General features: G+C 64.3%; 16 protein-coding genes. 3 read left to right on the plus strand and 13 right to left on the minus strand.

Going from position 1 to position 20,418, the window contains the following annotated elements; all coding sequences use genetic code 11:
- The first annotated feature begins 139 nt into the window (after positions 1 to 139).
- Complete coding sequence (locus M1D32_RS00870; protein WP_458780493.1) at positions 140 to 1,099, plus strand: endonuclease domain-containing protein; 960 nt, start codon at positions 140 to 142, stop codon at positions 1,097 to 1,099.
- A 180-nt stretch (positions 1,100 to 1,279) separates the two neighbouring features.
- Here M1D32_RS00870 and purU read toward each other — a convergent pair whose 3' ends face one another.
- The 7 genes from purU to glyA are packed head-to-tail and all read right to left on the minus strand — an operon-like array spanning position 1,280 to position 10,164.
- On the minus strand, positions 1,280 to 2,176 hold the full coding sequence (gene purU / locus M1D32_RS00875) for a formyltetrahydrofolate deformylase (protein WP_458780494.1): 897 nt from the start codon (positions 2,174 to 2,176) through the stop codon (positions 1,280 to 1,282).
- Between the two features lie 3 nt (positions 2,177 to 2,179).
- On the minus strand, positions 2,180 to 3,553 hold the full coding sequence (locus M1D32_RS00880) for an L-serine ammonia-lyase (protein ID WP_458780495.1): 1,374 nt from the start codon (positions 3,551 to 3,553) through the stop codon (positions 2,180 to 2,182).
- Positions 3,554 to 4,192 carry a sarcosine oxidase subunit gamma gene (locus M1D32_RS00885; RefSeq protein ID WP_458780496.1) on the minus strand — a complete coding sequence of 213 codons (639 nt, stop codon included), beginning with the start codon at positions 4,190 to 4,192 and terminating at the stop codon, positions 3,554 to 3,556.
- Positions 4,185 to 7,127 carry a sarcosine oxidase subunit alpha family protein gene (locus M1D32_RS00890; protein WP_458780497.1) on the minus strand — a complete coding sequence of 981 codons (2,943 nt, stop codon included), beginning with the start codon at positions 7,125 to 7,127 and terminating at the stop codon, positions 4,185 to 4,187. The genes M1D32_RS00885 and M1D32_RS00890 overlap by 8 nt, the downstream gene beginning before the upstream one ends.
- Positions 7,124 to 7,546: a sarcosine oxidase subunit delta gene (locus M1D32_RS00895; RefSeq protein WP_458780498.1), complete on the minus strand. Its 423-nt coding sequence runs from the start codon at positions 7,544 to 7,546 to the stop codon at positions 7,124 to 7,126. The genes M1D32_RS00890 and M1D32_RS00895 overlap by 4 nt, the downstream gene beginning before the upstream one ends.
- Before the next feature lie 36 nt (positions 7,547 to 7,582).
- Positions 7,583 to 8,803, minus strand: a complete 1,221-nt coding sequence (locus tag M1D32_RS00900) for a sarcosine oxidase subunit beta family protein (protein WP_163167983.1) — start codon at positions 8,801 to 8,803, stop codon at positions 7,583 to 7,585.
- Positions 8,800 to 10,164 carry a serine hydroxymethyltransferase gene (gene glyA, locus M1D32_RS00905; protein WP_458780499.1) on the minus strand — a complete coding sequence of 455 codons (1,365 nt, stop codon included), beginning with the start codon at positions 10,162 to 10,164 and terminating at the stop codon, positions 8,800 to 8,802. The genes M1D32_RS00900 and glyA overlap by 4 nt, the downstream gene beginning before the upstream one ends.
- 157 nt (positions 10,165 to 10,321) lie before the next feature.
- Here glyA and M1D32_RS00910 point away from each other — a divergent pair, with 157 nt between their 5' ends.
- Together M1D32_RS00910 and M1D32_RS00915 are read left to right on the plus strand one after the other, a co-directional pair.
- Complete coding sequence (locus M1D32_RS00910; RefSeq protein ID WP_458780500.1) at positions 10,322 to 10,993, plus strand: GntR family transcriptional regulator; 672 nt, start codon at positions 10,322 to 10,324, stop codon at positions 10,991 to 10,993.
- A 4-nt stretch (positions 10,994 to 10,997) separates the two neighbouring features.
- Complete coding sequence (locus M1D32_RS00915; RefSeq protein ID WP_458780501.1) at positions 10,998 to 12,203, plus strand: MFS transporter; 1,206 nt, start codon at positions 10,998 to 11,000, stop codon at positions 12,201 to 12,203.
- A gap of 603 nt (positions 12,204 to 12,806) precedes the next feature.
- Here M1D32_RS00915 and M1D32_RS00920 read toward each other — a convergent pair.
- The 6 genes from M1D32_RS00920 to M1D32_RS00945 all read right to left on the minus strand — a co-directional run bounded on the left by M1D32_RS00920 (position 12,807) and on the right by M1D32_RS00945 (position 20,383).
- Positions 12,807 to 15,659 (minus strand): FAD-binding and (Fe-S)-binding domain-containing protein, encoded by a 2,853-nt coding sequence (locus M1D32_RS00920; protein WP_458780502.1) that lies wholly within the window; start codon positions 15,657 to 15,659, stop codon positions 12,807 to 12,809.
- A 193-nt stretch (positions 15,660 to 15,852) separates the two neighbouring features.
- Positions 15,853 to 16,773 (minus strand): alpha/beta hydrolase, encoded by a 921-nt coding sequence (locus tag M1D32_RS00925; protein ID WP_458780503.1) that lies wholly within the window; start codon positions 16,771 to 16,773, stop codon positions 15,853 to 15,855.
- A gap of 255 nt (positions 16,774 to 17,028) precedes the next feature.
- A complete protein-coding gene (locus M1D32_RS00930) occupies positions 17,029 to 17,856 on the minus strand; it encodes a DUF6282 family protein (protein WP_458780504.1) in 828 nt (275 codons plus the stop codon).
- Positions 17,856 to 18,701 carry a nitrilase-related carbon-nitrogen hydrolase gene (locus M1D32_RS00935; protein WP_458780505.1) on the minus strand — a complete coding sequence of 282 codons (846 nt, stop codon included), beginning with the start codon at positions 18,699 to 18,701 and terminating at the stop codon, positions 17,856 to 17,858. Before M1D32_RS00935 ends, M1D32_RS00930 begins: the two co-directional genes overlap by 1 nt.
- Entirely contained in the window at positions 18,694 to 19,659 is a 966-nt protein-coding gene (locus M1D32_RS00940) for a glycine betaine ABC transporter substrate-binding protein (RefSeq protein WP_458780506.1), read from the minus strand. Before M1D32_RS00940 ends, M1D32_RS00935 begins: the two co-directional genes overlap by 8 nt.
- Positions 19,660 to 19,687: 28 nt before the next feature.
- Positions 19,688 to 20,383 (minus strand): ABC transporter permease, encoded by a 696-nt coding sequence (locus tag M1D32_RS00945; RefSeq protein ID WP_458780507.1) that lies wholly within the window; start codon positions 20,381 to 20,383, stop codon positions 19,688 to 19,690.
- Positions 20,384 to 20,418 lie beyond the last annotated feature (35 nt).

Raw genomic sequence — 20,418 nt, forward strand, 5'->3', positions numbered from 1 at the left:
TCACTTAACGTCGGCTTTCCGGCGACGCTCTCTCAGTTAACGCGGCTTTTCCCGCGTCCCTCTCTCACCCACCGACGCCCAACGGCGGACCTGTGGATAACTTCTGCGTCGTCCTGCCATGTGGAGGCACAATGCCAGCATGCGAAAGCAAGATTTCCTGCCCCGGCCGCTGGCAGAGGCTCCTTTCACCTTCGGTTCGGCCAGGGCTGCGGGAGTCACTCTGGACAGGCTTCGGCGCAAGGATGTAGTAAACGTGGGCCGCGGTCTTTACCGCCCGGCGGATTGGGACTTCGATCTGGAAGGTGCCGCCAGGGCATTGTCCGCTGCGGCGCCCGGCGCCTGGATTTCGCATGTGACCGCGGCCCGGCTCCGGTGCCTACTGCTGCCGCCGTGGCTGGCCGATTCCACGGAACTGCATCTCAGCAAGCCGCGTGCGCTGCCGTCGGTTCGCCGGAAGGGCATATTCGGGCACACCGTGCTGGCCCTTGAAGATGAGGTTGAAGTGGTTGACGGCATCAGCCTGAGCACCAGGTCCCGCACTTGGCTCGACCTGGCACGGGCCCTGCCGCTCAATGATCTGGTGAGCATGGGCGACGAACTGATCCGCATCCCAAGGGTGAATTTTGAGGGAAGGACGGAGCCGTACGACACTTTGGCGGGGCTTCGCGTCCTGCTGGGCCGCCACCCGAATCTCCAAGGCATCGTCAGGGCGCGCGAAGCGCTGGATCTCATGCGGGTGGGTGCGGACTCCGCGCCCGAATCGCTGCTCCGCCTGGCTATCGTCAGCGCGGGCCTCCCCGAGCCTGAACTTCAGGTGCCATTGCGCGCGGGAGACGCGAGGTCGCCGTCGGCCGATCTGGGCTACCGGCATTGGCGCCTTGCCATCCAGTACGACGGCGGGCATCACCTTGGCGACGCGCAGATCCTCAGCGACAGGAGACGGGACAAGGCCTTCGAATCAGCGGGCTGGACGGTTCTCGTTCTTGATAGGGATGACTTTGCTGACGGTTTCGAAGGTGCAGTGCAACGCATCAAACGCGCTCTTCGGAGGGGCTGGCTTGACCACCCGCAGGCGTCGGGATTTGCCAGCGGTGACTGAGCTTTGGCGGCAATATGCCTTATGACGAAGATGGCCCTTAACGCCGTGACGCTCCCTCACCAAAAGGTGAGAGAGCGTCACGGGAAAGGACACGTCAAGTGAGAGAGCGTCACTGGAAAAGCCGCGTTAAGTGAGAGAGCGTCACTGGAAAAGCCGCGTTAAGTGAGAGAGCGTCGCAGGCTAGCGGAGTACCACCGTCCGGTTCCCCTGCAGGATCACCCGGCCCTCGCAGTGCCAGCGCACCGCGTTGGACAGGGCCTTGCACTCGGTGTCGCGGCCGGCAGCCACCAGCTCTTCGGGTCCGTACGTGTGGTCCACTTCCACCACCTGCTGGGCGATGATTGGCCCCTCGTCCAGTTCCGCGTTGACGTAGTGTGCGGTGGCGCCCACGGTCTTCACGCCGCGGGCGTACGCCTGGTGGTACGGCTTGGCGCCCTTGAAACTGGGCAGGAACGAGTGGTGGATGTTGATCGCTTTCCCGTCCAGCTTGCGGGTCAGGTCGTCGCTGAGCACCTGCATGTACCGGGCCAGGACCACGAGTTCCACATCGAACTCGTCCACCAGCTCCAACAGCCGGGCCTCGGCAGCGGGCTTGGTTGCGGCCGTGACGGGCACATGGAAAAACGGGATCCCGTGCCACTCCACCAGCGCCTGGTGGTCGGTATGGTTGGAGACCACCGCCACCACGTCCACCGGCAGTTCGCCAATGCGCGCCCGGAACAGCAGGTCATTGAGGCAATGCCCGAACTTGGACACCATGATCAGCACCCGCCGCTTGGAACCGTGCGGCTCCAGCCGCCAGCGCATCCCGAAGCGGTCCGCAACAGGGCCAAAATCGGCCCGTAGCGTGTCAGTGGTGGAGGCATCGCCGTCGGACGCAAAATGCACCCGCATAAAGAAGTGCCCTTCGGAACGCTCGCCGAACTGCTGGTTGTCGATGATGTCGCAGCCGTGCTCCAGCAGGAATCCGGAGACGGCGTGGACAATGCCGGGGGATTCCGAGCAGTCCAGCGTGAGGACGTGCTCCACCGTGGTGGCCGGCTGCGGCAGGGAGGTTTCAGTCTGGATGGCAGTCATGGCTCAGCACTCGATTACGTTGACGGCAAGGCCTCCGCGGGAGGTTTCCTTGTACTTGGTTTTCATGTCGGCTCCTGTTTCGCGCATCGTTTTGATGGCTTTGTCGAGGGATACCTTGTGGCTGCCGTCGCCGTGCAGGGCAAGGCGGGCGGCGTTGATGGCTTTCACGCTGGCGATGGCGTTGCGCTCGATGCAGGGGATCTGCACCAGCCCGCCCACCGGGTCGCAGGTCAGGCCCAGGTTGTGTTCAATGCCCACTTCGGCCGCGTTTTCCACCTGGGAAGGCGTGCCGCCCAGCACTTCGCAGAGCCCGGCGGCGGCCATGGAGCAGGCCGAGCCCACTTCGCCCTGGCAGCCCACCTCGGCCCCGGAAATGGAGGCGTTCATCTTGAACAGGATTCCGACGGCGGCCGCGGCCAGCAGGAAGCGGACCACGCCGTCGTCGTTGGCGCCGGGGACGAACTTCACGTAGTAGTGCAGCACCGCCGGGACGATTCCGGCCGCGCCGTTGGTGGGTGCCGTGACGATGCGCCCGCCGGCGGCGTTTTCCTCGTTCACGGCCAGCGCGAACAGGTTCACCCATTCCATGGCCCGGAGCGGGTCGGTCACCCCGGTGTCCGCCGTCAGGGTCTGGAATAACGACGGCGCGCGGCGGCGGACGTTGAGCCCGCCCGGAAGGATCCCTTCCGCGGCGCAGCCGTTGTCCACGCATTCACGCATGACCGCCCACAGACCCAGCAGCTTTTCGCGGAGTTCCGCTTCGGTCCGCCACACCAGCTCGTTGGCGAGCATCACGTCGGAGATGGACATGCCTTCGCGTGCGCAGATCTCCAGGAGCTCGTCCGCGCTGGCGAACGGGTAGGGGAGAACGGTGGAGTCGGCAACCACCCTGTCGCCGGCGTCGGCGTCCCCATCAACAACGAAGCCGCCCCCAATCGAATAGAAGCTCCGTTCGCTGAGGACAGCCCCGGTGTGATCGAGCGCGCGGAAGGTCATGCCGTTGGGGTGGGCCGGGAGGGACTTGCGCCGGTGCAGCACCACGTCCTCGTCCCAGTTGAAGTCCACCCGGTGGTCGCCGCCCACCCACAGCTCGGCGTCGAGGGCGGCGGCTGCCACCTGGTCATCGGCGGTGAAGGTGTCCACGGTTTCCGGGTCCAGCCCCTTGAAGCCCAAGACCACCGCCTTGTCCGAGCCATGGCCCCGCCCGGTGGCGCCCAGCGAGCCGAACAGTTCGGCCTGCACACGCATGGTGGAGCTGAGGTGTCCGTCGCCTTTGAGTCCGTCGGCGAACAGCTTCGCTGCCCGCATCGGGCCGACCGTGTGTGACGACGACGGCCCGATGCCAACGGAGAACAGGTCCAGGACGCTGAGGGCCATTTAGGGGACCTCGGGGGAGGCGTACTCCCGCATGGCGTCGAGGAGCCAGCGGCCCAGGAAATCGGCGAACGACGCGCGGGGGAAGATCCGGAAGGTCTCCTCACCGGTTTTCCACAGCACCACGGGGATGTTGCCGATCTCCGTGGACAGTGCTGTGCCGGCCTTCAGCACGCGGGGGTGCAGGTCCAGGGAGCAGCCCTTTTCCAGGACGGCGCGGGAGCGGGGTCCGGTGAGTTCGAAGGTGGTGCGGTTGGCGGAGAGGTCCACCACCTGGCCTTCGCCGCCGCCGAGTGCTTCGCGCAGTGCCTGGATCAGGTCGCCGCCGAGGGACTCGTGGGCTTCGGTGGGGGCCACTACCAGGAACTCTTCGGGGCCGAGCCACAGCACCGACGTGTCCCTGGTGCCGCTGACGGCGCCGCATGATGCGGGCAGGCCGCCGGTGACGGTGGCTACGCGCTGTCCGGCGTCGCTGTTCCGGTTGACCCGAAGGCCCACCATGGTCAGGAAGGCCACTTCGGACAGTTCCACCACGCCCCGGACGGAGCCGGTTTCAAACGCTGCCCGGAGCTGGGCGGCTGGACTGACGCGGAGGGAGAGGTTCTTCTCGTAGGAGGTTGCGGGTGCTGCTGTTTCAGCCATCTTTGCGGGTCCCTTCGGGGTCAAAAAGTACGGTTTCGGCGACGACGACGTCCACGAGCTGGTCGCCGGCGGCAGCCACCAGGGTTTCGCCGATGCGGTTGCGGCCGTTCTTGATCAGTGCCAAACCGAACGACCGGCCCAGGGCGGCGCTGTGGTAGCTGGAGGTGACGAAGCCTTCCATCGGCACCGGCCCGTAAGCAGGGTTGGTGGAGCGGCCCTTTTCCACCAGCTGGGTGCCTTCCGGCAGGCGCAGCGTCCCGTCCACAGGGAGCACGCTGACCAGGTGCTTGCGGTCCTCGCGCTGGGCGTCGGCCCGTGCGTAGGAGCGCTTGCCGATGAATTCCTTGGCCTTGGAGACGATCCATTCCATGCCCGCGTCCTGCGGGGTGACGGTGCCGTCCGTGTCCTGTCCGACAATCGGGTAGCCCTTTTCGGCGCGGAGCACGTGCATGGTTTCCGTGCCGTAGGGGGTGATGTTGAACTCGGCCCCGGCGGCTGCCACGGCTTCCCACGTGTTCAGGCCGTACCAGGACGGCACGTTGATTTCGTAGGCCAGTTCGCCGGAGAAGGAGATCCGGCAGACCCGGGCGCGGACGCCGGAGGCGAGGGTGGTTTCGCGGAAGGTCATGAACGGGAAGGCTTCAGCTTCCAGCCCGCCGTTGGCGGCCAGTTCCGGTGCCACCTTGGCCAGGACCTCGCGGGATTTGGGCCCGACGACGGCGATGGTGCTCCACTGTTCGGTCACCGAGGTGCAGTGCACGTCCAGGTCCGGCCACTCGGTCTGCAGCCATTCCTCCAGCCAGTCCAGCACCTTGGCGGCGCCGCCGGTGGTGGTGGTCATGAAGTAGCGGTCCTCGTCGAGGCGCAGGGTCACGCCGTCGTCGAAGATCATGCCGTCAGCCGTGCACATCACGCCGTAACGAGCGGAGCCCGGAGCGAGCTTCTTGAAGGCGTTGGTGTAGATCCGGTTGAGGAACTCGCCCGCGTCCTTGCCGCGGATCTCGATCTTGCCCAGGGTGGTGGCGTCCATAAAGCCCACGGAGTCGCGGACGGCGGCGCATTCCCGCAGTACGGCCGCGTCCATGTCCTCCCCGTCCTGCGGGTAGTACCAGGGCCGCTTCCACTGGCCGACGTCCTCGAAGAGGGCGCCCTTGGCGACGTGCCACGGGTGGATCGAGGTGACGCGGGCGGGGTCGAACAGCTCGCCGCGCTGGCGGCCGGCAAGTGCCGCGAACGCCACGGGGGTGAAGGGTGCCCGGTAGGTGGTGGTGCCGATGTCGCCGATGCCGCGGGACGCTTCGCCTGCGGTGCGCAGCGCGGCGGCGATGACGCCGATTGCGTTGACGCCGGAGGTCTTGCCCTGGTCGTTGGCGGTGCTGATGGAGGTGTAGCGCTTGATGTGCTCCACGGACCGCATGCCGGCTCCGGTGGAGCGCAGCACGTCAGCCACGGACTGGTCGCGCTGGAAGTCCACGAAGTGGTGGTGCCAGTCGTCCGGGGTGCCCTGCTCGCCGGGGACCAGCCACAGCTGGCGGGTGGGGGCTGAGGCCTTTGGCTCGCTGAGCGGTGCGGGTTCGACGGCGGACGTGAACCCGGCAGCGATGGCCGCCTTCACGCCGGCGGAGATTGCCTCGGCCAGGCAGTCTGCGGTGTCGAAGGAGCCACGGCCGGAGCCGACAATCTGCTGGTTGGGGACCACGGTGCTGGGCACAAAGGCGGCCAGTTCGTCGTCCCAGCGCAGCTTGCCCTGCCGCTGGGAATGCAGGTGGACCAGCGGGCTCCAGCCGCCGGAGACTGCCAACAAATCGCAGGCGATCTGTTCAATGCCCGAGGTGAGCTCACCGTCGTCGTTAATGCTGCGGACGGTGACGCCGCTCAGGCGGCCGTCGTTGCCGGCGGCGGTGTTGGCCACCGCACTGCCGATCAGCACCCGGGTGCCGGCTTCGACGGCGGCGGCGGCCACCGAGGTGAGCTGCGGACGGGCGTCCACCACGGCGGCAACCTTGACGCCGGCGGCGCGCAGGTCCGCGGCCAGGGCGTAGGCGCTGTCGTTGGTGGTGCTGATGACCACGCGCTGGCCGGCGGCGACTGCGTAGCGGTTGAGGTAGCTGCGGACGGCCGAGGCGAGCATGATGCCCGGCCGGTCGTTGTTCTCGAACACCAGCGGGCGTTCGTGGGCGCCGGGGGCCAGCACCACCTGGTTAGCACGGATGTGCCAAATACGCTGCCGGGATACGCCGGACGCGGCGGGGGAGGACAGGTGGTCGGTGCGGTTCTGAACGGCGATCACGTAGTTGGCGTCGTAGGCGCCGAAGGCGGTGGTGCGGTTCAGGACGGTGGATTCGGCGCCGGAGACCAGTTCGGCTTCGACGTCGGCCACCCATTCAAGGGCCGGCTTTCCTTCGATGGTCTCAGCCAGGTCCGGTGCCGTGGACCCGGACAGGAGCGATCCGCCCAGTTCCGGCTGGTCGTCCAGGAGCATCACACGGGCGCCGGTGCGGACGGCTTCACGGGCAGCGGCCAGGCCGGCAGGGCCGCCGCCGATCACCAGGACGTCGGTGTGGACGTACTTCTTGTCGTACTCGGCGCGGTCTTCCTCGGGGTCCAGCTTGCCCAGGCCGCTCAGCAGTTCAGCCTGCAGGCCGTCCACCAAGGTGACGGTGGTGGCGGGGAGCATGGACTCGGCCACGTGGCCGGGGAAGCGCGGCTGCACCTTGACCAGGGCGTTGGACTCCTCCACCCCGGCGGACATGATGCCGCGGGGGCGGTCCTCGTAGAGCGAGTTGCCGGCGGCGACGCGACCGTTGGCGAGCAGGGCCGAGGCGAGGGTATCGCCCGGGTGGCCCGTGAATTCCTCACCGTCCACAGTGAAACGCCAGGAGATGGTGCGGTCGATGCGGCCGCCGGCGGCTAGGCGGGCGTTGCGGGAAGTCACTTGGTTGCTCCTTCCGGGGCGGTGGTGCTGGTTTCAAAAGTACTGGTTCCGGAAATGTCCGGCACGGCAGTCCCCGTGGTGGTGCTGTCAGCGGCGGTGCTGGCAGTGCCCGTGTCCGGGGTTGTCCGGGCGGTTGTGTTGCCCGCGGCGTCAGGGCGGGGCGCGCCCATGGGGTAGACGGCCTGAATCTCGTAGGTGACGGTGTCGCGGAGCATGTTGAACCACTGGCGGCAGCCGGTGCTGTGGAGCCAGCGCTCGGCGAAGGCGCCCTTGGTGTTGTCCCGGTAGAACAGGAACTCAGCCCATTGGCGGTCGGTCAGTTCGTTCGGGTTTTCCGGGTAGGCCACGTGGGCCTGGCCGCCGTAGTGGAACTCGGTCTCGTCGCGGGAGCCGCAGTTGGGGCAGGAGATGAGCAGCATGTGCGTCTTCTTTCTAAAGTGCAGGTTCGCTGGCGGCTAGTGGGCGACGGCGGCGGCGCCGTGTTCGTCTATCAGCGCGCCGGTTTCGAAGCGTTCCAGCGCGAACGGCTTGTTCAGCCTGTGCGGGGCGCCCGTGGCGATGTTGTGCGCGAAGGTCATGCCGGCTGCGGGGGTGGCTTTGAAGCCGCCGGTGCCCCAACCGCAGTTCACGAACATGTTTTCCACCGGAGTGTTGCCCACGATGGGGGAGGCATCCAGGGTGGTGTCCACAATGCCGCCCCAGGTGCGGAGCACGTGGGCCCGGGCAAAGATGGGGAAGAGTTCCACGGCGGCCGCCATCTGGTGCTCGATCACGTGGAAGGAGCCGCGCTGGCCGTAGCCGTTGTAGGAGTCAACGCCGGCGCCCATCACCAGTTCGCCCTTGTGGGCCTGGGAAACGTAGACGTGCACGTGGTTGGACATGACCACCGTGGGGTGGACGGGTTCGTGCAGTTCGGAAACCAGTGCCTGGAGCGGGTGGGACTGGATGGGGAGGCGGAAGCCGGCCATTTCGGCCAGGACCGAGCTGTGGCCGGCGGCGCAAAGGCCCACCTTTTCGGTGTTGATGGTGCCGCGGTTGGTCTTGACGCCCACCACGCGCTCGCCGTCCTTGACGAAGCCGGTGACTTCGCAGTTCTGGATGATGTCCACGCCCAGCTCGTCGCACTTGCGGGCGAAGGCCCAGGCCACGTGGTCGTGCTTGGCGATGCCGGCACGGGGCTGGTACGTGGCGCCCATCACGGGGTAGCGGATGTTGTCGTTGATGTTCAGGATGGGGCAGAGTTCCTTGACCTGCTGGGGGTCAAGCCATTCCGCGTCCACGCCGTTGAGCTTGTTCGCTCCCACGCGCCGCATGCTTTCGCGGACGTCACCCAGGGTGTGGGCGAGGTTCATGACGCCGCGCTGGCTGAAGAGGAAGTCGTATTCGAGTTCCTCCGGCAGGATTTCCCAGAGCTTCAGGGCGTGCTCGTAGATGGCGGCGCTCTCGTCCCAAAGGTAGTTGGAGCGGATGATGGTGGTGTTGCGGGCCATGTTGCCGCCGGCCAGCCAGCCCTTTTCCAGGACAGCGATGTTGGTCATCCCGTGGTTCTTCGCCAGGAAGTAGGCAGTGGCCAGCCCGTGCCCGCCGCCGCCGACAATCACGGCGTCGTAGGAGGACTTGGGCTCCGGGTTGCGCCAGAGGAAATCCGGGTGCTCGGGGAGCTGTTGGGTGCTCACTGGGCTGCTCCAATCATGTCTGTTTCAAAGGCGGCGATCTCGGCGCCGCTGTCAGCCTGGGAAAGGTGGGGGTAGAGGGGGAACCGGTCGGCAAGGGCGGTCACGCGGGCGCGGAGTTCGACAACGGCGCTGTCGCTCAGGGACGTGGCCCCGGAGGTGCCGTTGCCCGCCGAGGCGATCAGCGCCGTCGCGATGATGTCCGCAACTTCTGCGAACTCCTCGGCGCCGAAGCCGCGGGTGGCGAGGGCCGGGGTGCCGATCCGGAGTCCGGAGGAGACCATCGGGGGGCGGGGGTCGAAGGGGACGGCGTTGCGGTTGACGGTGATGCCGATGCGGTGCAGGGCGTCTTCGGCCTGCTGTCCGTCCAGCTCAGAGTTGCGGAGGTCCACGAGGACCAGGTGGACGTCGGTGCCGCCGTTGACCACGGAAATTCCTGCTGCGGCAACGTCGTCGCGGAGGAGCCGTTCGGCGAGAAGCTTGGATCCCTGCAGGACGCGTTCCTGGCGTTCTTTGAATTCGGGGCTGGCGGCGAGCTTGAAGGCTACGGCCTTGGCGGCGATCACGTGCTCCAGCGGGCCGCCCTGCTGGCCGGGGAACACGGCGCTGTTGATCTTTTTGCCGTACTGCTCCTTGGCGAGGATGACGCCGCCGCGCGGGCCGCCGAGGGTCTTGTGCGTGGTGGTGGTGACGACGTCGGCGTACGGCACCGGGTTCGGGTGCAGGCCGGCGGCCACCAGGCCGGCGAAGTGGGCCATGTCCACCATGAGGTAGGCGCCCACGAGGTCGGCGATGCGGCGGAACTCCGCGAAGTCCAGCTGGCGGGAGTAGGCGGACCAGCCGGCAACGATCAGTTTGGGCTTGTGTTCGAGGGCCAGTGCCTCCACCTCGGCCATATCGATGCGGAGGTCTGATTCGCTCACGTGGTAGGGGACCACGTTGTAGAGCTTGCCGGAGAAGTTGATCTTCATGCCGTGCGTCAGGTGGCCGCCGTGGGCCAGGCTGAGGCCCATGATGGTGTCGCCCGGGTTCAGCAGGGCGAACATGGCGGCGGCGTTGGCCTGTGCGCCGGAGTGCGGCTGGACGTTGGCGAATTCTGCGCCGAACAGGGCCTTGACCCTGTCGATGGCGAGCTGCTCCACAACATCCACGTGCTCGCAGCCGCCGTAGTAGCGCTTGCCGGGGTAGCCCTCGGCGTACTTGTTCGTGAGGACCGAGCCCTGTGCCTCCATGACTGCGGACGGGGCGAAGTTCTCCGAAGCGATCATTTCCAGCGTGGACTGCTGGCGGCCCAGCTCATGGGTGATGGCCTGCTGGACCTCGGGATCGACGACGGAAAGTCGCTCGTTCAACTGCTCAACCACGGATGCTCCTTTTTGAAATACCATTTGCTCGGTAACTGATATATCAGTGTGAGGTCAATGGTATGATCAGCATCACAGCAGAGTCAATAGCTGGACCCAAAGCGGCAGGAAGCTACCGTGTCCGGTCCGGCACGTCATCGAAGAACGGAGCGGCGCGTTGAATGCACTTCTTGCTCTGACCCCTGTGGAGGAGGAAGCTCCGTCCCAGGCGGAGGCCGCGTACCGGCAGCTGCGGGACAGGCTGATCATGCTGGAGATCCGGCCGGGGGAGCCGATCAATGACGGGCAGCTGGCGGTTGAGCTTGGCTTCGGGCGGACTCCCGTGCGCGAGGCGATTAAGCGGCTTGAGGTGGATCACCTGGTGGTTTCCTATCCTCGCCGCGGAACGTTCGCCACGAACGTTGACTTCACGGAGCTGGCGGATGTATCCGAGATTCGGGAGCTGCTGGAGCCCCTCGCCGCCCGCCGTGCGGCCGCCCGGGCCAGCGAGGGCATGCGCCGCGAACTGCTGCGGGTGGCCGATGCCATTGCGGGAATTGACCCAACGTCCGGGGAGTCGCGTGACCTCATGCGCTATGACCTGATGGTGCACCGCCTGATCTATAAGGCGGCCGCGAACCCGCACCTGGAAAGCACGCTGATCCGCTACGACAACCTAGCGACCCGCATCTGGTGCGTGGTGCTGGACAAGGTTCCCTCGGTGACCGGCCACATCACCGAGCACGTCGATTTGCTCAAGGCGGTAGCGGCCGGTGACGCCGACAAGGCTGGGGAATTGGCCCTGCATCACGTCACGAGCTTCGAGGAAACCATCCGTAAGGTGCTGTAGTCCCATGCCTATTGCCACCCGGAACGCGCAAGGCCACACCGCCAGGATTGGCTTCGCCTTGATCGGCGTTCTGCTCATTGCGGTTAACCTGCGGGTGTCCTTTGTCAGCGTGGGACCTGTACTCGCGAACATCAGCGGCGACCTCGGCCTGTCCAGTGCCGCGGCGGGGTTCCTGACTGGTCTTCCGCTCATTGCCTTCGCGGTCTTCTCACCGGTGGCGCCCGGATTCGCTTCCCGCCTGGGGCTTGACCGTGCGCTGTGGATGTCCCTGCTGATCCTGGCCTCGGGCATCGTGTTTCGCTCCTTGCCTGTGCCCGGCTTGATCTGGGCCGGCACGGCGTTGATTGGCCTGGCGATAGCGTTTTTGAATGTCCTGGTTCCCTCCCTGGTCAAGCGGGACTTTCCGGCAAAGGTCAGCCAGGTTACCGGAAGCTACACCGCAACCCAAGCCGCCTTCGCCGCGATGGGGGCCGCCGTCGTCGTGCCCGTGGCGCAGACGTCGCCAGCGGGATGGCGGCTTGCCCTGGGTATCTGGGTGGGACTGGCCATCATTGCCATGGCGGTGCTCCTGCCGTGGCTGCGGCGGCACGGGTCAGGTATGGTGACCATCACCAAGCTGGAGGGTTCCTACCGGTCGCCTTGGGCCTCGGCCCTGGGCTGGCAGGTGACGGTTTTTATGGGGCTGCAGTCCATCGCTTTCTACGTCCTGATGGCATGGCTGCCCACCATCGAACAAAGCCGCGGAGTTTCAGCCACAACTGCGGGCATCCATCTGTCCGTTTTCCTGCTCATCAGCGTGTTCGCCAGCCTTGTGGCCGGGGGAATCCTTCACCGGGGTTCGGACCAACGGCTCGTATCCTTCGCGAGCGGAGCGGCAATGTTCGTGACGTTTCTCGGGCTGGCGCTTGCGCCGGACCTTACATTGCTGTGGGTCGTCCTGGGGGCCATCGGGTGCGGGAGCCTCATTGTGATCGCCCTGTCGCTGTTCAGCCTCCGGACGGTGAACTACCCGCAGGCGGCGTCACTCTCCGGCATGGCGCAGTCCGTCGGCTACGGTCTGGCCGCTGTGGGGCCGGTGATGTTCGGTGGTCTTCGTGACGTGAGCGGAGGCTGGACCCTTCCGCTGCTCGTCACTGCGGGCATCATGGTGGTTCTCGCTTTCATGGGGGTGCTTGCTGGGCGTGACCGGGTGATCAGCGGTTCAGTTTGAGGTCTGGTTGGTTTGTTGAGGCTGGTGGTCCGTCGCGCGGGTGCCTTTCAGGCTTTGGATTCCATCGCTTTTTGTCAGGTTGGCGTCTTAGAGTGTTCCCTAGGGGTGTGCAGGAACTGCCCTATGGACCCTATTCTGACGCTGGTTGAGTGGGTGCCTGACGTCAGGCTGGGGTGTATCTCAACTTGATATCCATCCCGATGATGCCGGCTCTGTAGTAGGCGGGTCAGCGGGCCGATGAGCGCCAGTTCTGCACGGAAGGGTTCTATCGGAAGGAACTCGCCCAGTGGCGTACTAAGAGTAAGCATTAGTTAAAGGGTGGTTAGCTGAGGTCAATCGGTCTCAGGCGCTGTGCAGAAGAAGCAATCGTTATCGCACAGATCCGGAGTTTTTTCCTCGCGGCCTGCTTCGGGTTCGTTTGTCACCGCTACTGCGGCATCTCTCGTCATGGGAATGTCTTTCGGGATATGCCTGCGTGAAGGCCCGGTGCGGTAGTGGCGTCGGAGTCGTATCGGTCATGTGTGTACTGCAACGGGTCCCCCACGTTGCGAGGAGAAGGACCCGTTGCAGGGATTATGAGGCCAAGGCTTGCCCTTGTAAGCGTTATTTTGCGCTGTCCAAGGCTTGGAGCATGATCTGGGCGAGGTGCACTCCATCGGCGGAGGTTCCTTGCGCGATTTGGGTCCGGCAAGAGAATCCGTCTGCGAGAACGATGGTGTCGTCCGCAGCGTTTCGGATGGCCGGGAACAGTTCCCGCTCCCCAAGTGTCTGGGAGATGTCGTAGTGGCCTGGTTCGAAGCCCCAGTTGCCTGCCAACCCGCAGCATCCTCCCCCGATGACGGTTGTGTTGACGCCAAGCCTGTCAAGGACGGTGAGTTCCGGTTCGTATCCGAGTGCTGACTTTTGGTGGCAGTGCACTTGGCACAGCGCTTCGGCAGGCCCTGAATCACTGGACAGCTCTCCGAATGGCCAGGGTTTGCCGTCTTTGAGGTGCTGGGCGGCGAACGAACCGAGGGTCTGGGTGAGTTTGGATACCAGAGCAGCGCGGTCATCGTCGGGCAGTAGTTCAGTGATTTCATCCTGCAGCATGACGGTGCAGGATGGTTCCAGGCCGATTACGGGGTACCCGGCCCGCAACAGGGGTTCCATGACATCGAGGGTGTCTCGCAGGACCTTTTTGGTCATGTCAAGCTGCCCGGTGGAGTGCCAGGTGAGGCCGCAGCAGACATTGCCCATGGGCATGAGGACGCGGTATCCCATTGCCATCAGGACGTCGACTGCTGCCTTTCCTGGCGCGTCGGCTGAGAAGTTGGTGAAGGTGTCCGGCCAAATGACCACCGACTCTCGGATGTCTTCGACTTCCGCTGACGATGTACGCCTGCGGTGGAACCATGCCGTCAATGGCTGAGGCGCGAACGTAATCATTCGCCGCTTTGTCTCGATGCCGCCCAAGCGTTTGGTCAATTCTTCGATGGGGCGGAACGACTCGAGGAGGTTGATGAGGCGGAAGGCGAACGGGATGCGTTGGGTGATACGCATGAGGTAGGGCATCCATCCCATGGTGAAATGGGCCATGGGTCGCCGGTTTTTTCCGATGAAAGAAAGCAGTCCGTGGCGGTAGTGATGGTGGAGGAATTCGGCTTTGTAGGTGGCCATGTCGACGTTCACGGGGCATTCCGTGGCGCAAGCCTTGCAGGACAGGCATAAGTCGAGGGCTTCGAGGGTTTCCTTCGATTTCCATCCGTCGGTGATGCTTTCGCCCCTGAGCATTTCTGCCAGTGACCGGGCGCGGCCCCGGGTTGAGTGGATTTCGTCTTTGGTTGCCTGGAAGGACGGGCACATTGCACCGGCATCCGAACGGCACGCTCCCACGCCGACGCAGCGGTTCACGGCGTTGGCGAAAGAACCTTCGTCATGGGTGAAGGCGTGGACGGGTGTCAGTTCGAAGGTACGGGCTCCGGGACCGGGGCGGATCCCTTGGTCAACAGGTTCCGGGTTTACCAGGACACCAGGGTTGAAGAAGCCCTTCGGGTCGAAGATGTTCTTGAACTCGTTGAAGGATGTCAGGGCTTCGGGTGTGTAGATGGTTGCCAGTAGTTCGGAGCGGGCCCGGCCGTCACCGTGTTCGCCGGAAACGGAGCCTCCGTAGCGGCGGACGAGTTCTGCGGCTTTTTCGACGAATTCCCGGTAGGCGGCGACGCCGGCGTCGCTGGTGAAGTCGAAGGAGATACGGATGTGGACGCATCCTTCGCCGAAGTGGCCGAAGGGGATGCCGGACAGGTCGCTTTCGTCCAGCAGGTCGTAGAGGTCACGCAGGTACTCGCCAAAACGGTGGGGAGGGACGGCCGAGTCTTCCCAGCCGGGCCAGGCTTCTCCGCCTTCTGGCAGGCGGGTGACGATGCCGGCGCCTGCTTCGCGGATGTTCCAGAGGGCTTTTGCGAGGGGACCTTCAGGCACGACGATGGAGTCGACGACCTTCTCGGATATCAGGCCCGGCAGTTCAAGGGCACGTGTTTCGGCCTCCTGGAGGGTGTCGGCTCCGACTTCGCAGTAGAGCCAGCCTCCGCCTGCGGGCAGTTCTGATCCGGCTGTTTCCCTGCCTGGCCTGGTTTGGAGGGCCTGAATGAGGTCTGCTCCCATGCCTTCAATGGTGTACACGTGCGGGATGCGAAGCTTGGGGGCCGCGGCCGCGGCGGCGAAGACGTCTTCGAACCCGAGGACTGCCAAGGCGGTGTGTGCGGGCTTGCGGACAAGTTTTACGGTGAGCTCTGTGATGACCCCGCAGGTGCCCTCTGTTCCGGCGAAGGCTTTGGCGGTGTCGAAGCCGTTCTCGCTGAGCAGATAGTGCAGACCGTAACCGGAGACTTGCCGGGGGAACTGGCCAAGTTCAGTGCGAAGCATTGCAAGGTATCGGTCACGCAGCGCGGTGAGTGCATTAGTGATTTTCGGTTCGGAGGTGAAGCCCTGGCCGAGTTCGATTTCGCTTCCGTCGCCCAGCATGACCTTGACGGCCAGGAGGTTGTCAGCGCTGGTACCCCAAGCCACGGAGTGGGATCCGCAGGCGTTGTTGGCGACCATTCCTCCGATTGTGCAGCGCGCGTGCGTGGACGGGTCTGGCCCGTAGGTGAGGCCGAATTCGGAGGCAGCGTCCCGCAGTTGGTCGCATACTACCCCGGGTTCGATGACGGCGGTCATGGTTTCCGGGTCAATGGATTTGATCCGGTTGAAGTGCCTGGAGGTGTCGATGATGAGGCCCTCGCCGATGGCGTTTCCGGCGACGGATGTTCCTCCGCCACGGGTGACGACTGACCAGCCACGGGTTTGTGCTAAGGCCAGCGCTTCCCGGACTTCCTCAACGTTGCGTGGTTCGACGACTGCTGCTGGGAGCCTGCGGTAGATGGACGCGTCGGAGACGTAGGCGGCGCGAGTGGTGAGGTCGTCTCGGATGTCAATCATGGTTCCCGTCTTAGTGTGCTTCTGTTCCGGCTTCGAAGCCGGTTGGCCCGGCTGCAGGGGCAGGCAGGTGGCCTTCGTGCGCCAGGCAGTGTGTTCTAGGGCTGGCTGGCGGCTGACTTAAGGGCTGCTGAGGTGAATAGGGGCGGGTGATGGTTCCTGCCGGCCCTACAGGGCCGGCAGGAACCATGTCATGTCAGGAGGAAGTGATCCGTGCAGGTGCCGCGCTGGTTGCGAAGGCCTGGTCGAAGAATTCCTGGAGCCGGTCGCACATGTCGATGAATTCGGGGTGGTCGCCGTACATGAAGTCGTTGTGGCGGCCGTTGACGGTGTAGAGCGTCTTCGGGGATTCTGCCGCTTTATACAGCGAGGCTGCTTCCTCGAATGGGTGCAGGGTGTTGTTTTCGCCGTGCGCGATGAACAGCGGTGTCGGGGACAGGTACTTGACCGCCCGCTCCACCTTGGTGTGGATGATCGATTCGGTGAACTGCAGGCGGGTGGGGTGCCCGAAACCGTACACCTGTTCAAGTTCCTTGCCGACGTAATCCTTGGTCGCCGGGTCCAGCGGGTAGTGATGAAAGGTGTCGGCGAGCTTTGATTCGCCTTCGAGGACCCGGTGGGTGCGGTCTTCCCGGACCTCGTCGAGGATCTTGGTCCATTCATCGTAGGTGTGGATGGACTTCAGCCAACGCTCCCCGTCGTAGAAGCCGTTGAGCGCTGCGACTCCGGCAACGTTCTTTGCCTTTTCCCCGGCCAGTACGACGTTCGCCGCACCCATACCCCAGCCGATGAGCCCGATTCGGGAATTGTCGACCTCGTCCTGGGCCTGTATGAACGTGATGGCGTTCCTGACGTCTTCGACCTGCTGTTCGATCAGCACCGTGCCTTTGGGGCCCTCGCTGTCGGCCATGCCGCGGTAGTCAAAGCCAAGGCAGATGTATCCGCGCTGGGTCAGGTTCTCGGCGAACATCTTGGGGTAGAAGTTGTTGAAGCCCTGGTATCCGGAGTTCACGATGAGCGCCGGGTGGGGACCGGCCTGGGAGAGGTCGTCCGGGTAGTAGATGGTGGCCTGAAGACGGCTGCCTTCGCTGAAGAATGTTGTCTTTTTCTCAATCATGGTTTTCCTCGGTTCTAAGTGTTGTGGTTCGGAGTTATGGCCTGCATGCGCTGTTGTCTCGGTACTTTTTACTGACTAAGTGTTTTTAGCTAGCTCTTATGGGCGCAGGGCCTTTCGACTTTTGATTAGGTACACAGGCTTGCCAAGCTCCGGCAGGGGCCGGGCTGGTTCAGCTGTGAGATGGTGGCGGGTTGCCGGGGAAGTCCAGCCGTAAGGAGACCTTCACAGGATGGCCAGGTCTCCTTCCAGAAGCCGCTAGTTGGGCGAGAAAAGCGATTGGGGCGTTATGGAGGCTGCGGTTTCCAGCCATCCGCGGTCAAGTCCTTCAGCGGCGAGTGTGTCGATGAGGAGCATGAGTGCCTCGGGCGGGGGAGGGGAAGTGGGTTGGCCGGCATCGGAGGAAAGGATCAGTCGGTCCCCGGCGGCTTCGGCTGCTCGGGCCAGCATGGTTGGGGTGCAGCCTGGCTGGTGGAGCAGTTGGTAGGTGGTGATTTCTGCGTAGCCTTCGCCCTCCACGAGTATGCGGATGGCATCCGGTTGCAGGCCCGGGACGGTGTAGGAAGGGTGGGTGAACATCAGCCGGTTGATCCCGTAATGGCGGGCTCTTTCGCTGAGCCATCGGCATTCGTCTCCGCTGAGGTGCCCGGTAGCGAGCACTGCGTCGTGGTCTGCGATGAGTGCCAGCACGGTTTCGGTGGCCTCGGTGGCTTTGGTGTTGACGGGGGGAATCGCATAGGTCCGGTTCCCTATTCGGGGTTCGTGTTGGCAGAGCCGGGGAAGGTCGGCGGTGTGCTGGGTGTGGGCGTCGGCTGTCGGCATCCAGATGACACGGCCTCCGGCGCCTAGCGCCGCTGCAACTGCCGATGGGTTGACGCCCTCGCAGTGCTGGTTCAGGGCCAACCCGCCGTAGACAGCTTTGCCCGTGGCGCGGGCTGCTGCGTGGGCGCGCCCCACTGTCGATTCGTAGTGGGCCTTCAGCACGAAACCGGAGAAGTCTGCGGCAGCGTACATGTTGCTGATGTCGTGGTCATCGCCGATACGGTCCAGGACGTCGGGTCCGGCGTGTACATGGCTGTCGAACACTAGAGTTCCTCCTCCTGAGCCAGTCGTGCTGCTTCACGGGCGATAAGGTCCGCCCTGCTTTCCTGCAGCAGTGGCCACTGTCTGCGCAGAGACCGAAGTTCGCCCAGGTCCAGCTCGCAGTCCAGTCCGCCGGGTTCCTGGCCCAGCTGTGCCATGACCTCGCCGGAGGGGTGGATGACACGGGAGCCGCCCCAGAAATCGTTACCGTTTTCCCGCCCAACCCGGTTGATGAAGAGGACAAAGGCCTGTGTGGTGACGGCAGCGTGGCGGAGGATGAGGTCCCACGCCTGGTCGGTCGGCAGCCCCACGTTGCTGGTGACGCTGTTGACCGGGATGACCAACACTTCGGCCCCGGCATGGCCGGCCAGCCACGGCATGGCAGGCTGCCATGCGTCGTTGCAGATCAGTGTTGACATCCGCGCCTTGGGCAGGTCGTAGCAGTGCAGTCTGCCGCCGGGGCGGAAGTGTTTGCGTTCCTCCCAGGCCCGGTAGGTCGGCAGGTACATTTTGCGTTGCACCCGGGTTTCATTGTTGGTGATCAGGGCCGCGCTGTTGAAGGTGTGGTGGCGGTCCGCTTCGGCAAATCCAACCAGGGCTGCCGGGCCGTAGCTTCCGAGCCGGAGCAGGCGTTCATCGTCGGCATTGATGGGCTGGGCCTCTGGGACTTGTCCCAGGTGATACCCGTGGGTGGCCAGCTCTGCAGTGGTTACCAAGTCAAAGTCCGAAGCGGCCCGCACCAGGTCGTTCAGGTGTTCCAGGTTGCCGGAAACGTCACCCAGTGTTGGGTCGGTTTGCAGCAACCGCACCCTCAGGCGTGCGGCGTCCGGCGTTGGGGTGTCAGGCACCGATGAAGCCTTTCTCGGTGAGCCAGGTCTTCGCAGTTTCCTCCGGGGTCTTTCCGTCCACGTCGACCTTGGCGTTGAGCTGGCGCAGTGTTTCATCAGTAAGGGCCTCGGCTACTTTGGCCAGGACGTCGCCTACAGCCGGATTTGCCTGAATAACCTCGGTGCGGACGGTCGCTGCGGGGTTGTACGGGGTGAAGTAGTTCTTGTCGTCCTCAAGGACGGTGAGGCCGAGCGCTTCGATGCGCCCATCGGTGGCGAACACCTCACCGAAATTGCACGGGGCTGCCTTGTCTATGGAGTTGTAGACGGCGCCGGCGGCGAGTTCGGAAACGTTGGTGCGGGGCAGCTTGAATCCGTAAGCGTTCTCGACACCTGGCCACCCATCGTTGCGGCCGAAGAATTCGGCTGCACCGCAGAAGCCTGCTGCCGCGGGATCTTTGGTGGCGAGGGCAGCGTAGTCGGACATCGTTTTCACGCCGAGCTCTTCGGCTTTTTCGCTGCTGACTGCAACGGCGTAGGTGTTATTGGCCTGCGACGGCTTCAACCAGGTGACCGCGTTTTTCTCTTCATCCTGTTTGGCCACGGCCTCGTAGAGCTTGTGCGGGTCTGCCATGGGCTCGGTTTGCCCCAGGTGGGTGATCCAGCCGGTTCCGGTGTACTCCCAGTAAAGGTCGATGTCACCGCTGGTAAGAGCGGAACGGACACTGCTGGTACCGGTGAGCCCGCAGCTGCGGCGGACTTCTGCACCTGTCGATTCCAGTGCCTGGGCGGCGACCTCACAAAGCACGAGCTGCTCAGTGAATTCCTTGCCGCCGACAGCGAGCTTAACGCCCTCCAGGTTGCTGTCCTTCGCGAGGGAGCCGCCGGTGACTCCGCTTGGCGGAGCTTCTCCGAGGCTGCAGCCGGAGAGCAATGTGCCGGCAGCGATGGCGACGGCGAAGATAGTCTTGTTGCGCATTGAGGAGTCCTTATCTAGAGGGGAGAGCTCAGACGCCCTTGGGGCGAAGGCGGTTTTCAATAAATCCAGCTAGTGAGTCGACCAGCAGAGCCAGTGCGATAGTGAGAAGGCAGCCCGTGAGCAGGATGGGCATGCGGTAGAACACAATCCCGCGCTCAATCAGGTCCCCCAGACCTCCCGCGTTGGTGTATGTGGCGAGAGTTGCTACACCCACGTTCAGGATCAACGACACCCGGATACCGGCCAGCATCACCGGAACAGCGAGCGGCACCTCGACGGTGAAGAGAATCCTCCGCGCGTTCATGCCCATGCCTTTGGCCGCATCGATGACGAAGGGTGAGACCTGTTGCAGCCCTATGATCGTGTTCCGCAGGATGGGCAGCAGGGCGTAAATCACGAGCGCTATGACGGCCATGTTGAAACCGACGCCGAAGAGCAGGGCCAGGAGAACCAGGATTCCGATGGATGGGATGGCCTGCCCTGCATTGGCGATGGCAAGCACGGGGGCCCGGAAGTACTTGGCCCACGGCCGGCTCAGCAGGATACCGACAGGAACGCCTATTGCAACAACCGTGACCGTGGATATGACGACCAACAGGACATGCTGGTACGCCTTCTCCAAGATGACGTCGGGGGCCAGTGCCCGGGCTTCAATGGTGTCGAGATCAGCGGTGGTTATGTAAACCAGTGTCCCCACTACGAGGAGCACCGCAATTGCCGGCATGATCCATCCGGAATAGCTCCTTCTTCTGGGGGGTC

The sequence above is a fragment of the Arthrobacter sp. D3-16 genome, assembly GCF_054408515.1.

Excerpts from the sequence above, each read along its gene's own strand:
- M1D32_RS00885 (WP_458780496.1), bottom strand. The coding sequence starts at position 4,192 with ATGGCTGAAACAGCAGCACCCGCAACCTCCTACGAGAAGAACCTCTCC.
- purU (WP_458780494.1), bottom strand. The coding sequence starts at position 2,176 with ATGACTGCCATCCAGACTGAAACCTCCCTGCCGCAGCCGGCCACCACG.
- M1D32_RS00940 (WP_458780506.1), bottom strand. The coding sequence starts at position 19,659 with ATGCGCAACAAGACTATCTTCGCCGTCGCCATCGCTGCCGGCACATTG.
- M1D32_RS00945 (WP_458780507.1), bottom strand. The coding sequence starts at position 20,383 with ATGCCGGCAATTGCGGTGCTCCTCGTAGTGGGGACACTGGTTTACATA.
- M1D32_RS00915 (WP_458780501.1), top strand. The coding sequence starts at position 10,998 with ATGCCTATTGCCACCCGGAACGCGCAAGGCCACACCGCCAGGATTGGC.
- M1D32_RS00895 (WP_458780498.1), bottom strand. The coding sequence starts at position 7,546 with ATGCTGCTCATCTCCTGCCCCAACTGCGGCTCCCGCGACGAGACCGAG.
- M1D32_RS00925 (WP_458780503.1), bottom strand. The coding sequence starts at position 16,773 with ATGATTGAGAAAAAGACAACATTCTTCAGCGAAGGCAGCCGTCTTCAG.
- M1D32_RS00880 (WP_458780495.1), bottom strand. The coding sequence starts at position 3,553 with ATGGCCCTCAGCGTCCTGGACCTGTTCTCCGTTGGCATCGGGCCGTCG.
- M1D32_RS00920 (WP_458780502.1), bottom strand. The coding sequence starts at position 15,659 with ATGATTGACATCCGAGACGACCTCACCACTCGCGCCGCCTACGTCTCC.
- M1D32_RS00870 (WP_458780493.1), top strand. The coding sequence starts at position 140 with ATGCGAAAGCAAGATTTCCTGCCCCGGCCGCTGGCAGAGGCTCCTTTC.